The organism is Denitromonas ohlonensis (assembly GCF_007625205.1).
GTDB lineage: Bacteria > Pseudomonadota > Gammaproteobacteria > Burkholderiales > Rhodocyclaceae > Nitrogeniibacter > Nitrogeniibacter ohlonensis.
Map to the genome: position 1 here is coordinate 53,405 of NZ_VMNI01000001.1, position 15,492 is coordinate 68,896.

Annotated in this window: 13 protein-coding genes; 9 read left to right on the forward strand and 4 right to left on the reverse strand. The window is 65.4% G+C overall.

The window, feature by feature from the left end:
* Positions 1-30 precede the first annotated feature (30 nt).
* The 9 genes from FHP89_RS00265 (at position 31) to FHP89_RS00305 (ending at position 10,215) form a co-directional block, all read left to right on the forward strand.
* On the forward strand, positions 31-1,386 hold the full coding sequence (locus tag FHP89_RS00265) for a class-II fumarase/aspartase family protein (protein WP_144176463.1): 1,356 nt from the start codon (positions 31-33) through the stop codon (positions 1,384-1,386).
* Positions 1,387-1,388: 2 nt separating this feature from the next.
* Entirely contained in the window at positions 1,389-1,574 is a 186-nt protein-coding gene (locus FHP89_RS00270) for a hypothetical protein (protein WP_144176464.1), read from the forward strand.
* Between the two features lie 69 nt (positions 1,575-1,643).
* Positions 1,644-2,579 carry a LysR family transcriptional regulator gene (locus FHP89_RS00275; protein ID WP_144176465.1) on the forward strand — a complete coding sequence of 312 codons (936 nt, stop codon included), beginning with the start codon at positions 1,644-1,646 and terminating at the stop codon, positions 2,577-2,579.
* 83 nt (positions 2,580-2,662) lie between these two features.
* Positions 2,663-4,087 carry an FAD-dependent tricarballylate dehydrogenase TcuA gene (tcuA, locus tag FHP89_RS00280; protein WP_313792178.1) on the forward strand — a complete coding sequence of 475 codons (1,425 nt, stop codon included), beginning with the start codon at positions 2,663-2,665 and terminating at the stop codon, positions 4,085-4,087.
* Positions 4,074-5,243, forward strand: a complete 1,170-nt coding sequence (tcuB, locus tag FHP89_RS00285) for a tricarballylate utilization 4Fe-4S protein TcuB (RefSeq protein WP_144176466.1) — start codon at positions 4,074-4,076, stop codon at positions 5,241-5,243. Before tcuA ends, tcuB begins: the two co-directional genes overlap by 14 nt.
* The gene (locus tag FHP89_RS00290) at positions 5,236-6,537 is read left to right on the forward strand and encodes an MFS transporter (RefSeq protein WP_144176467.1); all 1,302 of its coding nucleotides are present in this window, start codon (positions 5,236-5,238) and stop codon (positions 6,535-6,537) included. The genes tcuB and FHP89_RS00290 overlap by 8 nt, the downstream gene beginning before the upstream one ends.
* Positions 6,538-6,564: 27 nt before the next feature.
* Positions 6,565-7,536 (forward strand): D-2-hydroxyacid dehydrogenase family protein, encoded by a 972-nt coding sequence (locus FHP89_RS00295; RefSeq protein ID WP_144176468.1) that lies wholly within the window; start codon positions 6,565-6,567, stop codon positions 7,534-7,536.
* Positions 7,537-7,635: 99 nt separating this feature from the next.
* Positions 7,636-8,733, forward strand: coding sequence for a 4-oxalomesaconate tautomerase (locus FHP89_RS00300; RefSeq protein WP_144176469.1), 1,098 nt, complete (start codon positions 7,636-7,638; stop codon positions 8,731-8,733).
* A 165-nt stretch (positions 8,734-8,898) separates the two neighbouring features.
* The gene (locus FHP89_RS00305) at positions 8,899-10,215 is read left to right on the forward strand and encodes an OprD family outer membrane porin (RefSeq protein ID WP_144176470.1); all 1,317 of its coding nucleotides are present in this window, start codon (positions 8,899-8,901) and stop codon (positions 10,213-10,215) included.
* Positions 10,216-10,328: 113 nt separating this feature from the next.
* Here the strand turns inward: FHP89_RS00305 and FHP89_RS00310 are convergent, their stop codons facing one another.
* The 4 genes from FHP89_RS00310 to FHP89_RS00325 form a co-directional block, all read right to left on the reverse strand.
* Positions 10,329-11,462: an alanine/ornithine racemase family PLP-dependent enzyme gene (locus tag FHP89_RS00310; RefSeq protein WP_144176471.1), complete on the reverse strand. Its 1,134-nt coding sequence runs from the start codon at positions 11,460-11,462 to the stop codon at positions 10,329-10,331.
* Entirely contained in the window at positions 11,459-12,655 is a 1,197-nt protein-coding gene (locus tag FHP89_RS00315) for a DUF1611 domain-containing protein (protein WP_222105281.1), read from the reverse strand. The genes FHP89_RS00310 and FHP89_RS00315 overlap by 4 nt, the downstream gene beginning before the upstream one ends.
* A gap of 362 nt (positions 12,656-13,017) precedes the next feature.
* Positions 13,018-14,502 carry a M81 family metallopeptidase gene (locus FHP89_RS00320; RefSeq protein WP_144176472.1) on the reverse strand — a complete coding sequence of 495 codons (1,485 nt, stop codon included), beginning with the start codon at positions 14,500-14,502 and terminating at the stop codon, positions 13,018-13,020.
* Positions 14,503-14,565: 63 nt separating this feature from the next.
* Positions 14,566-15,468 carry a fructosamine kinase family protein gene (locus tag FHP89_RS00325; RefSeq protein WP_260851428.1) on the reverse strand — a complete coding sequence of 301 codons (903 nt, stop codon included), beginning with the start codon at positions 15,466-15,468 and terminating at the stop codon, positions 14,566-14,568.
* Between the last annotated feature and the right edge of the window lie 24 nt (positions 15,469-15,492).

Genomic DNA, 15,492 nt, shown 5'->3' on the forward strand with positions numbered 1-15,492 from the left:
CCGAATCCCCCCCATTCAAGGAGCAACACCATGGCCGCGAGCATCATTGACTCAAGCATCTTCGGCAACATCTTCAGCACCGACGCCATGCGCGAGGTGTGGTCCGACCGCAACCGCACCAAGCATTACGTCGCCATCGAACGCGCCCTGGCCGTCGTGCAGGGCCGGCTCGGCATCATTCCGCAAGAAGCCGCGGACGAGATCATCGGCAACTGCCATATCGACAAGATCGACATGGACCGCCTGCGTGAGCAGACCGAGCGCATCGGTTACCCGGTGCTCGGCGTGGTCACCCAGATCAACCAGCTGTGCCGCGACAAGCTCGGCGAGTTCGTGCATTGGGGCGCCACCACCCAGGACATCACCGACACCGCAACGGTGATGCAGATCCGCGAAGGCCTGGAAATCATCGACGGCGAACTGGCCGCCATCTCCGCCGCGCTGGTGTCGCTGTCCAAGCGCTACCGCGACACCCCGGTGATCGGCCGCAGCAACCTGCAGCAGGCAATTCCGGTCACCTTCGGCTTCAAGACCGCCTCCATCCTGGCCGGCATCGAGCGTCACCGCGAGCGTCTGGCGCAGCTGCGCCCGCGCGTGCTAATGGGTGAATTCGGCGGCGCCTGCGGCACCCTGGCCTCGATCGAGACCGGCGCCATGGAAACCCAGGCCGGTCTGATGGAAGAGCTGGGTCTGGCCCAGCCGGACATCGCCTGGCACACCGTGCGCGACACCATCGCCGAAGTCGGCGCCTTCCTCGGACTGGTCGGCGGCTCGCTGGGCAAGATCGCGATGGACGTCAAACTGATGATGCAGCACGAAGTGGCCGAGGTGTATGAGCCCTTCGCGCCGGGCCGCGGCTCGAGCAGCACCATGCCGCAAAAGCGCAACCCGATCTCCAGCTGCTACATCCACGCCGCGGTGTCGGTGGTGCGTCAGCACTCCGCCGCGCTGATGGACGCGATGATCGCCGACCACGAGCGCTCGACCGGTCCGTGGGAAATCGAATGGATCGCCCTGCCCGAGTCCTTCTGCCTGCTCGCCGGCGCACTCAAGCAGACCCGCTTCGTGCTCGAAGGGCTGGAAGTCGACGAAGGCAACATGCGCGCCAACATCGATCTGACCAAGGGCCTGGTGATGTCCGAGGCGGTGATGATGGGTCTCGGTACCTACATCGGTCGCGAGTATGCGCACGATCTGGTGTATGACCTGTGCCGCCAGGCGATCAAGACCGATCGCCCGCTGCTCGACATCCTGGCCGAACACCCGGAAATCAATGTGCACCTCGACCGCGCCGCATTGGCCAAACTGTGCGACCCGGCCAATTACCTCGGTCAGGCCGGCGTGATGGTCGACAAAGTGCTGGCCCGGGCGGCTGCGGTGAAATGACAATGCAGCACACACACATCACCGAGCTGGCCGCGCAGCAGCTCGACTGCCCGGTGCTGTTCGGCTCGATCAGCGACACGGGTGGCCGGGCACCGCGCCCCGCCGGCGAACGCGCCGACCGCGCAAATCGCGATGCGTACCCGCCACTGAGCGAACTGGCCATGGTGGCCATACTGAGCGAGAACTGACTCGCGCTTGAGGCGGGCTGGCCGCGAGGCCATGCCCGCTTCATCCATTTTTTACAGGCGTCGGAAGCGATGGAACTGAGACAACTGCGTTATTTCGTCCGCACCGTCGAACTGGGCAGCATCAGCCAGGCCGCGCTCGATCTGGGCGTCGCCCAGTCAGCCGTCAGCCTGCAGATCCAGAAGCTCGAAAGCGAGCTGTCCACCCGCCTGCTCCAGCGCAACCCCGGCGGCATCGAGCCGACCGAAGCCGGGCTGGCCTTCATGGCCCACGCGCAACTGAGCCTGCGCCATGCCGACGAAGCCGCCTCCGCCGCGCAGCACTCGCGCCTGTCAGGTGTGGTCAGTGTCGGCCTCGCGCCGACCACCGCCGGGCTGCTCGGCCTGCCGCTGATGCAGGCCATGCGCACGCAGTATCCCGACATCCGTATTCGTCTGGTCGAGGCCATGTCCGGCCATCTCGGCCAGATGCTCAACGGCCGCGAGCTCGACATCGCAGTGCTGTTCGACGGCCACCAGGCGCGCCGCTGGTCTATCGAGCCGATGCTCGACGAGCGGCTGTTCGTCATCGCCCGCGCCGATGCCTCGCCTACGCCACTGCCCACCCGACTCGGCGCACTGGCCGACCTGCCGCTGGTGCTGCCCACCCCGCGCCATGGCCTGCGCCGCGTCATCGACACCGCGCTCAACGCCCTCGGCGTGGCGCCCAATGTGGTCGCCGAAGTCGACTCGCTGTATGTGCTGATGGACATGGTCAATCACGGCATTGGCGCCAGCGTGCAGCCGTGGGCGGCCCTCGCCCGCCAGCCGGACGCCGCCGCGCGCCTGCGCTGGAGCGAGCTTGAAGACGAAGGCACCGCCCGCCGCAATCTGCTGTGCAGCCTGTCCGAAGACGAGCTCTCGCCCGCCGCCCTCGCCACCCGCACCACCCTGCGCCACACGGTGAGCCAGCTGGTCAGCAACGGGCACTGGCGCGGGGTCACCCCCCTGCATCTCGAATCGAGATAGCCCGATCTTGGGTCGGCTTTGGGTGGCCGGCGCCAAAACAACGATAGTCGATGGCGACCGAGCAACACACAGGAGTTCGACCCATGAAAGAGATGCATCCCGGCACCGTCGACGTGCTGATCATTGGCGGCGGCAACGCCGCGCTGTGCGCCGCGCTGATGGCGCGCGAAGCCGGCGCCTCGGTGCTGTTGCTCGAAGCCGCCCCGCGCGAATGGCGCGGCGGCAACTCCAGTCACACCCGCAACCTGCGCTGCATGCACGACGCCCCGCAGGACGTGCTGACCGAGAGCTACCCCGAAGAAGAATTCTGGCAAGACCTGCTCAAGGTCACCGGCGGCGTCACCAACGAAAAGCTCGCCCGCCTGGCGATCCGCGAGTCCTCGCACTGCCGCGACTGGATGCGCAAGCACGGCGTCAACTTTCAGCCCTCGCTGTCAGGCACCCTGCATCTGTCGCGCACCAACGCCTTCTTCATGGGCGGCGGCAAGGCGCTGGTGAATGCCTACTACCGCAGCGCCGAAGCGCTGGGCGTGCGCATCCGCTACGAGGCGCCGGTCGATCGGATCGAACTGGAAAACGGCGTGTTCCGCGCCGCCTGGGTTGGCGATGAACGCATCGCCGCGCGCGCCTGTGTGATGGCCGCCGGCGGCTTCGAGTCCAACCGCGAATGGCTGCGCGAGGCCTGGGGACAAAATGAAAATGGCGAGTGGCCGGCCGACAACTTCGCCATCCGCGGCACCCGCTTCAACCGCGGCGTGCTGCTCAAGGCCATGATCGACGCCGGCGCCGACATGATCGGCGACCCCTCGCAGTCTCACTGCGTGGCCATCGACGCCCGCGCCCCGCTCTACGACGGCGGCATCTGCACCCGCATCGACTGTGTGTCGCTGGGCATCGTGGTCAACAAACACGCCGCGCGTTTCTACGACGAAGGCGAAGACTTCTGGCCCAAGCGCTACGCGATCTGGGGCCGTCTGGTGGCGCAGCAGCCCGGCCAGATCGGCTTCTCGATCATCGACGCCAAGGCCAACGGCCGCTTCATGCCGCCGGTGTTTCCCGGCGCCACGGCGGACACGCTCGAAGAGCTCGCCCGCCAGCTCGGCATCGATGAGGCGGCTTTTGTGCGTACCGTGGGCGAGTACAACGCCGCCTGCCACGTCGGCACCTTCGACCACACCGTGCAGGACGACTGCCACACCGAAGGCCTGTCGCCGGCCAAGACCCACTGGGCGCTGCCGATCGACACCCCGCCCTTCCGCGGCTATGCGCTCAAGCCCGGCATCACCTTCACCTACCTGGGGCTGAAAGTGAATGAACAGGCCGCCGTCCATTTTTCGGATGTGCCGAGCCCCAACCTGTTCGTGGCTGGCGAAATGATGGCCGGCAACGTGCTCGGCAAGGGCTACACCGCCGGTGTCGGCATGACCATCGGCACCACCTTCGGCCGCATCGCCGGCGCTCACGCCGCGGCTGCCGCGCGCCAAGGAGAATCCCATGCAATCGCTTGAAGCCCTGGCCCGCGAAGCCACTGATCTGGCCGCCGGACGCAATCTGCCGGCGCTCAACGCCGACGAGGCCGAAGTCGGCCGCATCCTGCAAATCTGCAACGCCTGTCGCTACTGCGAAGGCTTTTGCGCGGTGTTTCCGGCCATGACCCGGCGCCTCGCCTTCGATAAGGCCGATGTGCACTATCTGGCCAATCTGTGCCACAACTGCGGCGCCTGCCTGCACGCCTGCCAGTACGCCCCACCGCATGAATTTGCGGTCAATGTGCCGCAAGCCATGGCCACCGTGCGCGCCCGCACCTACTCGGATTTCGCCTGGCCGACCGGCTTCGGCAAGCTGTATCGCAACAATGGCGTGACCGTCGCGCTGGCCGTGGCGGGCGGCCTGGCGCTGTTCCTGGTGCTCGCGCTGATGGTTCAGGGCACGCTGTTTCATACGCCGCTGGCCGGCGATTTCTACGCCATTTTTCCGCACAATCTGCTGGTCTCGATGTTCGCGCCGGTCTTCCTGTTTGCGGCGCTGGCGCTGGGCATCGGCGTCGCGCGCTTCTGGCGCGAAGCCGCCCCCGGCGCCGCCAGCGGCGCGGCGATTGCCGAGACCACGCATGATGTACTGCGCCTGACCTACCTCGACGGCGGCCACGGCCAGGGCTGCAACAACGCCGACGACGCCTTCACCCTGGCGCGGCGGCGGTACCACCACCTGACCTTCTACGGCTTCATGCTGTGCTTTGCCGCCACCAGTGTGGCTACGCTGTATCACTACGTGTTTGGCTGGGAAGCGCCCTACGCCTTCACCAGCCTGCCGGTAGTGCTCGGCACCGTGGGCGGCATCGGCCTGCTGATCGGCCCGGCCGGTCTGTTCTGGCTGAACCTGAAGCGTCACCCCGAGCATGGCGACGCGGCACAAAAACCGATGGATCGCGGCTTCATCGCCCTGCTGTTCTTCACCAGCCTGACCGGCCTGGCCTTGCTCGCCGGACGCGATACCTCCGCCATGGGCTTGCTGCTGGCGGTGCATCTGGGCGTGGTGATGGGCCTCTTTCTGACCATGCCCTACGGCAAGTTTGCCCACGGCTTTTACCGCAGCGCGGCACTGCTCAAGTGGGCGATCGAAAAGCGGCGCCCCAATCCGGTCGGCGTCGGGAGCGATGGCTAAGCCCTCACACGACGCTGAACGTCCGGGGCCGGCGAAGCCGGCGCGTGGCCAGGCTTGGCGCGCGCTGGCCTCGCCGGCCTACCGGCGTTATTTCTTCGGCCAGTTGCTGTCGCTGGTCGGCACCTGGATTCAACAGGTCGCGCTCGGCTGGCTGGTCTATCGACTCACCGACTCAACCGTGCTGCTGGGCGCCGTGGCCTTTCTGAGCAACGCCCCGCAACTGCTGGTGGCGCCCTTCGCCGGCATCGTCATCGACCGCAGCGACCGCAAACGCCTGATGCTGCAGATCCAGACGCTGATGCTGGCGCAGGCGATCTTTCTGGCGGTGTTCACCTACTTCGGCTGGCTCGAACCCTGGCTGATTCTGGTCGCGGCGGGCGTGCTGGGCGTGCTCAACAGCTTCGACGCACCGCTACGGCATTCGCTCGCCGGGCAGCTCGTCGCCCGGCGCGACGACATTCCGAACGCCATCGCACTCAACACGCTGACCTTCAATGTGGCCCGCTTCGTCGGCCCGCCGACCGCCGGGCTCTTGCTCGCCGCCACCTCGGCGGCGGTGTGTTTCGCGGTCAATGGCCTGTCCTTCCTGGCTTTGATTCTGGCGCTTCGACGCATCGACAGCCCATCGTCGCGCCCCTCGCCAGCGTCATTTCGTTCTGCCCTGCGCGAAGGTCTCGCCTATGTCCGCGGCAGCGTGCCCGTACGGATGTTGTTGATCCAGGTTGCCTTGGTAAATTTTTTCGCCGCCAGCTATCTGCCGATGATGCCGGCCTTCGCCCGCGATGTGTTTCAGGGCGGGCCCAACACCCTCGGCGTACTGCTCGGCAGCGCCGGCGCGGGCGCACTGGTGGCCTCGGTGTATCTGATGTCACGCCCCTCCGTGCGCGGCCTCACTGGCAGCATCCTCCACGCCAGCGTGCTCGCCGGCACGGCGCTCATCGGCTTTGCGCTCACCGCCGAGCTATGGCTTGCCCTGGTCCAACTGTTCCTGCTCGGCTTCAGCATGATCGTGTGCAACGCCTCGAGCAACACCATCCTCCAAACGATTCTGCCCGAGGGGCTGCGCGGACGCGTGCTGGCGCTCTACACCGCGGCCAATCTCGGCGCCGCCGCGGTCGGTGGCCTGGCGGTGGGTTGGGTCGCCGACGCGATGGGCCCCGATGCCGCCTTGCTGTCGGCCGGGCTGTTGCTGGTGGCGGTGGGCGTCCGCTTTTCGCTGCGGCTCGAATTCATGCGAGTGCACCTGCGACCGCTGTATGCCGCTCAGGGCGTTGCGCCACGCACGATAGACTGATTTCGCGATAGTTCCGGAGACCGACACATGAACCGAATCACCGTACTGGACGACTATCAGGGCGTCGTGTCGCGACTCGACGCCGCACGCCTGCTCGACGGCATCGATGCCCGCCTGCAGGTGCTGCACGAGCCCATCGACACCGAGGCCGCACTCATCGCGGCACTACGCGGCACCCGTTGCCTGGTGCTGATCCGCGAGCGCACCACCATCACCGCCGCGGTGATCGCCTCCTTGCCCGAGCTTGAACTGATCGTCCAGACCGGACGCCTGGCCGGTTGCATCGACCTCGACGCCTGCGCACGGCATGGGGTTGAAGTGCGCGATGGCAGCGGCAACCCGATCGCCCCGGCCGAGCTGACCTGGGCGCTGATATTGGCCGCCTCGCGCCGCCTGGTGCCCTACGTCCGCCAGCTCGACGCCGGGCGTTGGCAGCGCAGCGCGGAGCGGCGCGAAGACGAAGCCCTGGGCACCGTGCTCCATGGCCGCACGCTCGGCATCTGGGGCTACGGACGCATCGGCGCACGGGTGGCGAGCTTCGGCCGCGCCTTCGGCATGCGGGTGATCGCGCATGGGCGCGAGGGCTCACGCGGCGCCGCCGAGCAGGCCGGCGACCACTTTGTGGCCGACCGCCAACGCTTTTTCTCGCAGGCCGATGTGCTCAGCCTGCATTTGCGGATGACACCCGACACACGGCACATCGTCACCGCCGAGCACCTGGCCGCCATGCCACCGCACGCCCTGCTGGTCAACACCAGCCGCGCCGAGCTCGTCGCGCCCGGTGCCGTACTCAACGCACTGGCAGCCGGTAGGCCAGGTTTTGCCGCGCTCGACGTGTTCGAAAACGAGCCGACCGGCGTGCAGGCCTATCTGAGCCATCCTCGCATTCTGTGCACGCCCCACCTCGGCTTTGTCGAGCACGACACCTACGAGGCCTATTTCGAGAACGCATTCGCGCATGTGAAAACATTCCTGCACGAAAACCCTCACGCCAATTAATGCGCCGAACGCAACAAAACGACAAGACATTGCATTTCTAACATTTATCGCATCACGCCAGAATGGGTTGCTCACAGTCGCTCGGACAACGAGGAACCCATGTTCAAAGACATCCCCTGCACCTTGATGCGCGGCGGCACCTCAAAGGGGCCGTACTTTCAGGCCCATGATTTGCCGAGCGACCCGGCCGAGCGGGACCGGATTCTGCTCGCGGCCATGGGCTCGCCCCATATCCGCCAGGTAGACGGCATCGGCGGTGGCGACACCCTCTCCAGCAAGGCGGTGATCGTCAGCCCTTCGACACAAACCGGCATAGACATCGAATACCTGTTTGCCCAGGTGTCGGTCGATCAGTCGAGCGTGGACACCATGCCCAACTGCGGCAACATGCTGGCCGGCGTCGGCCCGTTTGCGATCGAGAACGGCCTGGTCAAGGCCCAGCACCCGGTCACGACACTGCGCATTCTCAACCGGAACACCGGCAAGATCGTCGAGTCCATCGTGCAAACGCCGGACGGAAAAGTGACCTACGACGGCGGCACCCGGATTGACGGCGTACCCGGCACCGGCGCGCCCATCGTGCTGAACTTCCTCGACGCGGCCGGTGCCAAGACCGGCAAGCTGTTTCCAACCGGGCAGCGGATTGACCGCGTCGGCGACATCGACGTGACCTGCATCGACTTCGCCTCGCCGCTGGTCTTCGTAGCGGCCGAATCGCTCGGGCGAACCGGGCATGAAACCCGGCAGGAACTCGACGCCGACAGCGACCTGAAAGCCCGGCTCGAAGCCATTCGCCTTGAGATTGCGCTGCGTGCCGGCATGGGGGATGTCCGCCAGTCCGTGCTGCCAAAAATCGCGCTCGTCGCCTCACCAGCGCAGGGCGGCACCATCACGTCGCGCTATTTCACCCCCTGGACCTGCCACTCCGCCTTTGCCGTGACCGGCGCGCTGTGCCTGGCGGCGGCCTCAAGCATTGAAGCCACGGTGCCCTCGCGCTACGCCCGGCGCTCGGCGACCGACCCCGATCTGATCCGCATTGAACACCCCGCCGGCGGCCTCGACATCCGCATGGGCCTCGACCCGCGCTCAACCCCGGAGGCGCCACATTTCGCCGTGGCCGGTCTGGTCCGCACCGCGCGTCCGCTGTTCATCGGCGTCGTCCACGTGCCGCTCGACAAAGCCAAGACCGCCGCCTGAAAACCCGCGCCTCTTATCGATGCGAACATCGCATAAATAGGCACTGACAATGCATTTCAAAGCATCAATGAAGCTCGCCATACTTTGGCCAAGCTAGCGGGATCAGACACAGCTTGCCCCAGCCCTAGCCCTGACGACATACCCAAAACAAACCGAGGAGACACCATGAAGCAGCAGCGCATTCCCCTACTGATCCAGATCCTGGTCGGAAGCCTGGCCCTGGCCGGCACCGCATCGGCTGCCGACACCAAAGGCCATTCGCTGGAACTCAAAGCCCGTGGCATTTACTTTGACCGCGACTACGAAAACGACGCCAACGATCGCAGCCAGTCGGCCCTGGGTCTGCAGCTGAACTACGAATCGCCCTACTACTGGGACTTCGTCGGTATCGGCCTGTCCGGCTACAGCGTGACCGAACTGGGTGCCAGTGGCCGCCTGACCTCGGACATCCTGTCGGTCGACAAGGACGGCGATGTGCATGACTCCTTCGGCAAGCTCGGCCAGGCCTTCATCAAGCTCAAGTACCAGGACGTGGTCAACGCCAAGCTGGGTCGCCAGGTGCACAAGAGCATGCTGCTGAGCAGCTCCGGCAGCCGCGCCATCCCCAACTCCTTCTCTGGCGGCACCGTGAATGTCACGCCGATGAAGGGCCTGAAATTCTATGGCGCGATGTACAACGAGTGGTCGCCGCGCTCTGACGCGCACTTCTACGAGTTCAAGACCGACCGTTCCGCCGAGGGCGACATCGACTACATCGGCCTGGTTGGCGTGAGCTACGACTCCGGCCCGTTCAGCATCGACTTCGAATACCTCAAGGCCGACAACTTCCTGAGCAAGACCGGTCTGGTGGCGTCCTACACCTTCGCCCTGGCCAACAAGTCCAAGCTGAAAGTCACCGGCGGTGTGCACGCCTCGCGTGACGATGGCGACCTGTTTGTGACCGGTTCGGAAAGCAGCGAGCTCGACGACGAAGACGTCGCAGGTTCGGTCGCCGGCACCACCGCCAGCGACAACGACGGCCTCGGCGTGTATGTGGCGGCCGACTGGACCTTCGGCAACGTACTGCTCGGCGGCGCCCTGTCCAAGTTTGATGGCGCATGGATCGAAGACAACTTCGCCGGCGACCACGGCACCAACGCCTTCCCCACCGGCGGCGTGCTGGCCGACTTCTCCAACCGCGACGAACTGGTGTGGATGCTCAAGGCCGGTTACGACTGGAAGGACTACATCAAGGGCCTGAAGACGACCCTCAGCTACAAGAAAGGCACCGGCGCCCGCAACAGCCATGTGCCGTCGCTGGGCGAAGCCGACGAGAGCGAATGGGCCCTCGACGTGCGCTACGCGATCCCGGTTGTCAAAGGCATGGCGCTTCGCTACACCTACCTCGACTACCAGTCGGACAAGACCGGTCGTCTCGATGGCGTGAAAGAGAACGAACGCGATCACCGTCTGTACCTCGACTACACGTATCGCTTCTTCTGATACGGGCACGTAGAACGGGAAGCCCCCGTCGGGCACAAGGCCGGCGGGGGTTTTTGTTTATCGACGGGCGCGCCATGTCGCCCGTTTTCAATCTGTCCTCTGATCTCGTCAATTCACACGACCCGCCCTGAATTTCTCATTCCACTCACCCTCGCCATTTGGCACAACCGCGCCATTTCAGGCGCCCGCGTTGTGAGGCGTTTGACGACAAAGGGCGATGTCATTGCGCGCAGCAATGCCGCGTAGTTAGGCTGGAAGCGGATTTCGTCGCCGACGGCGACCGTGATTTTTTCCGCACGGACAATCAAGTGATCACTGGACGCGCCGAGCAGTTCGATGCCGGCCGGCGGCACCAGCCCGCCGGGATCGGTGTCCTGATGGCCGACTGCGAGCAGTAGGCGAGTCATCGGACCGTGATCCTGCTCCCGGGGCTTGCCGCCAAACGCGGTTTGCGCGATGTCACCCCAGGGTTCGGAGGGCTTGAGCTTGGCCTCAATGACTTCGGCGACGAGCACCGCGGCGTCGCTGTGCAAGCCCTTGATGGGCTGCCGATGGAGCGGCTCACGGCCGAGAAGGATGGCTTCGCCGAGGCGCAGATCGTTGATCCGGCCGGTATCGGCGCCGCTCAGGGCCCAGTCGAGGCTGGCCGAGTTGCCGCCGGAGATGGTTTGCAGCAGCAGGCCGAAACTTGCGTCGATCGTGTCGGCCAGTGCAGAGAGTTCTGCCATGTTGCGGGCGTCGGGCACCACGCCGCTGGCACAGGCGAGATTACCGCCGATGCCTTTAAGCAGGATGTTGGGGAGGCGTAGGACCTGACGCACCATGTGCGCGAGATCGCCCGGCAGAATCCCCTCGCGCAGGTCGCCCAACTCGACCATCAACACGACGCCGTGGACCACGCCCGCCTTGCCGGCAGCCGATGACAAGGCGTCGATCACATCGATTTCGGTATTGAAGCTGACATTGGCGCCGGCCACCACGCGCTTCACCTGAGACAGCATCGGCGTGCGGATCAGCGTCATCGGCCCGCGCACATGCGCCGCACGCATCACCTCGATGTTTTCGATCCGCGAATCGCCCAGCCCGCTGGCGCCACCGTCGAGCATGGCCCCTGCCACTTCGGGGGAGCCGAGCACAGCCTTGGTCACGCCAGTGACGGAGATACCGTGGCGCGCGAGCCGCTGCACCAGCGTGAGGGCGTTATGACGGATCTTGTCGAGATCGATCTCAAGCCGCGGGGCGGTCATTGCAACAGGGCGACCTGCCTCCTGTGCAATTCGGGAAACGCGGCAAGCACCATATCGACGAGTCGCGCCGGGGCGTGGGTCAGTGCGTCGGCGACCGGGATGCCCAACTCGCGTGAGTAGTGCGTAGCCGCCGTGTCGACCTCGGCCGCTTCCATGTTCTCGTGGTTCAGGGTGAGGCCGATGACCCGGGTGTCGGAGAAGGTCTGGATCAGATTGATCTCGCTGGCCGGGGTGGGCATCGGCATGGCCGGAAAGTCACAACGGTGTGCGCGCCCCGGTGCGTGCTGCAGGATCACCGCATGGGGATGGCTGCCGCGCAGGATCAGGCTGGAGGTTGAAAACGCCGGGTGGCTGAGCGCGCCCTGCCCTTCGATGACGATCACGTCCGGGTGCTCGCCTTCAAAGGCTTCGACCACCACCGCTTCCATTTCGCCGGAGCAAAACTGCGAGGGAACCGCGTCAAGCGCGACGCCGTAGCGGGCGCCCTGCATCAGGCCTGTCTGGCCGGTGCCGACGAGCACGGCCTTGATGCCGACCGCGTTGAGCGCGCGGGTCAGAATCGTTGCGGTGGTGCGCTTGCCAATGGCGCAGTCGGTGCCCAGCACGGCAATGCGCGGGCAGTTGACCTGATTGATTCGGCCGGAGAAGAGGCGCAAATCCTTCTTCTCACGCGGCCTGCGCACATCGATGAGCGTGACCTTGCTTGCCGCGGCGGCGGCGACGAACTCGGCGTCTTCGCAGAGAAACTCGTGCAATCCATTGACCACGTTCATGCCCTGGCCAATGGCCTCGAGCACGATATCGCGTTCGCCTGACGACAACATGCCGCTGGCCGGCGCCATGCCGAAGATGAAGTAGTCCGGCATGTCACCGGCGAGCGCCAGCGCAGCCGCCAGGTCGGCACAGACGGGAATGGCATTGGGAGTACCGTCGAGCACGTCGCCTGCGTCACGCCCGGCTTTTTCACTATCGATGACCGACAGGATCTTGTACTTCTCTGAGTGCCGGACGAGACCATTGGCGGTCTTGCCGTCGATGGCGCCAAAATTAGCCTCGCAATAGACGATTGCGGTGGCCCGCCGCTCGGCACCGGGCACCGGTACGGCGGCAATGGGGGCCGCTGTCGCGCTTGCGAGCGACGGCATGGGACGGGGGATGGTCGCGCTCGGCGAACGGAGGAACTGACTGGACATTTGGATCTCCTTTGGTGGGCTCAAAGGAAACGACCGATTGGGCCGACAGCGTATCGCTGAAGGTCAGCCAATAGTCCCCAGAAAGTCGGGTGTATCGCTCACCATAGCACACCGCAACGCAGCACATTTGACGCAACAACTGACCCGCGACCGGTTGATCGGCGCCCAGCCGCAGCAAGCGCACGGGATTGAGCTGAAAAGCGCGACAACTTGAAATTAAAAGTAAATTGATGCCTTTTATCAGCTTGATCACGGCAATTTACCAAGCCGCGGACCGCCAAAACGCCCGCGCCAAACGCATTGTGCCGTGCAACAACCCACCCAAACCAAACGTCCCCCGAGGACTGCCCCCCCCTCCCGGCTCAATCGTCGAAATCGTCCAGCGGAAAGATCGGTCGGCGCACCCTGCGGTAGGGCAGCGCGCGGTAGTCCGGGGTGCACAGGGCGCCGCTGTCACAGACGATGATCCGGCCGGCGATCGACTCGAAGGCCGCACGAAAATGCTGCATCGACTTGAGCGCCACGACGCGTTTCTGTGCCGGGTCGATCCCAAAGGCCTTGAACTGCTGCACATCGAGAATCTGCCGGGCCAGCGTCACCACTAGAATCTCGACACCCTTGACGCGGATGACGGCAGAGCGGCCAAAGCTGGCGCTCAGGCCGCCCAGAATCGGGCCGTCGCCGACGAATTTGCCATCCCAGACGGACACCAAAGTGCCTTCCAACTGGAGCGGTCCGCCGCCGAACCTCGGGTTCGTCTTGCCGCCCAGGGCAAGCCTGACGGGCTGGCCGACGCTCGCCGCGCACAGCAGCTTGACCGCCTCGCTATCGACCATCGGGCCAAACGCGGCATCGTCAACGTCGGCGTCCAGGAGCGCCGCCAGCAAGGCGGTCGAATCGCCATAGGCGCCCGCGCCGGGGTTGTCGGCATAGTCGGCAATCACCAAGAGGCCCTCGCCCGCCGGAAATTCGCGGGCCAGTTTCGCCGCGTCCTTGACGCTCAAATAGGTGTTCAGGGACTCATGACGCCTCACCCACATGTCATTCGCCAGCCCCTGAGCGAACGCCATATGCGCGTCGACCTCGCCTTGGCCGGTCACCAGCACGGTGGGCCCGACCTCGGCAATATCGGCACTCGCAAAGCCGGCGTTGATGCTGACGGCGAATACGTCGTCGCGCGTTTCATAAGCGCGTGCGCGGGCCAGACGCGCGATCATCGGGCCAACGTCGGTGCGCCCGCCGTTGACCTCCTCAAGCATCGGCACCCGGGCCATGATCGTGCGCGGCCGGATCTCGCCGGACATCGTCCGGTGCAGGATAGTCGCCGCGTGCCGCCCGGTGTCGCGCATGTCGACATGCGGATAGGTCTTGAAGGAAACGATGATGTCGGCGAGCGCGCACATCTGACGGGTGACATTCGCATGAGGGTCCAGCGTGATCGCCACCGGCACCGTCATGCCGATGGCAGCGCGCAACTGGCGCAACAACTCGCCTTCGCCGTCCTCGCAAAAATCGGTAACCATCGCCCCATGCAGGCACAGGATCACCCCGTCGAACGGCGCCTCGGCGGCGCGCTGCATGATTGGCGCGGCAAAACTGTCGAAGGCTGCGCGCTTCACCAAGCCGCTCGGGCCGGCGGCGACGCTCAGTACATGCCGAACCGTCCAGTCGTGCGCGCGGCCGACATCAAGCACGCCGGCCAACTCGGTATTCGCATGCGCCCGCTCGACGAGCGCGGTTTCGCCCAGCAAAAAGAAACGATCTCTGAAGGCATCCGCGTCGGTCTGGCGCACGCTGAAGGTGTTGGTCTCGTGTGACACTTCAGCAGTAAGCACTTTGAACGCCATCGGACCACTATGCCACTGCGGCGAAAAGCCTGCCCGCAAGTTCGCCCGACCTTGGCGCCGAACTTACCGCCGCAGCTCCTGATACAAGCCCCGAACCATCCGCTCCGCCTGCCCCAGATAGCCCCGGCCGAACAGGTTGAGGTGGTTGAGCACGTGGTACAGGTTGTACAGCGTCTTGCGTTGTTCGTAGCCCTCGGCCATTGGCCAGGCGCGGCGGTAGGCGACATAGAAGCTGTGGGGAAAGCCGCCGAAGAGTTCGCTCATGGCGAGGTCGGCGTCGCGGTCGCCGCGGTAGACGGCGGGGTCGAAGATGGCGGGTCGGCCGGTGTCGTCGATGGCGGCGTTGCCGTTCCACAGGTCGCCGTGCAGCAGACTGGGCGGGGGGCGGTAGTCGACGAACAGGCCGGGCACGCGTTCGAGTAAGGCGTCGGCGTCTCGGCCGAGGGCGCCGGCATAGCCTTTGGCGCGGGCACGTTCGAGTTGCGGAGTGAGGCGATGCAGGATGAAGAAGCGGGCCCAGCCATCGCTCTCGGTGTTGATTTGCGGCGTGCGCCCGATGAAGTTGTCGCGCGGCCAGCCGTAGTGCGCGCCGGTGTCGTGGTGCAGTTGCGCCAGCGCCTCGGCAAAGCGCAGGCCGTCTTCGTCGCTGGCGAGCGGGCGCAAATCCAGGTGTTCGAGCAGCAGAAAGGCGTCGTCGTCCGTCGCGCCGCAGCCAAGCACACGCGGGATGCGGAAGGCGCCGATGGCCGCCAGCGCGGCGAGGCCGTCGGCTTCGGCCTCGAACATCGGCAGCGCGTCGGCGCGGTTGCGCTTGAGGAAAAAGGACTGATCGCCGACGCCGACGCGATACGCCATGTTGATGCTGCCACCGCTCACCGGATCAAAGGTGGCGCGAGCCACATCGACGCCGCTGGCGTGCAAAATGGCCTGCGCCAGCGCGGCGCTGAATTTGAAGGGCGGTTCCACCGCGATACTCCCCGAGTCATTTGA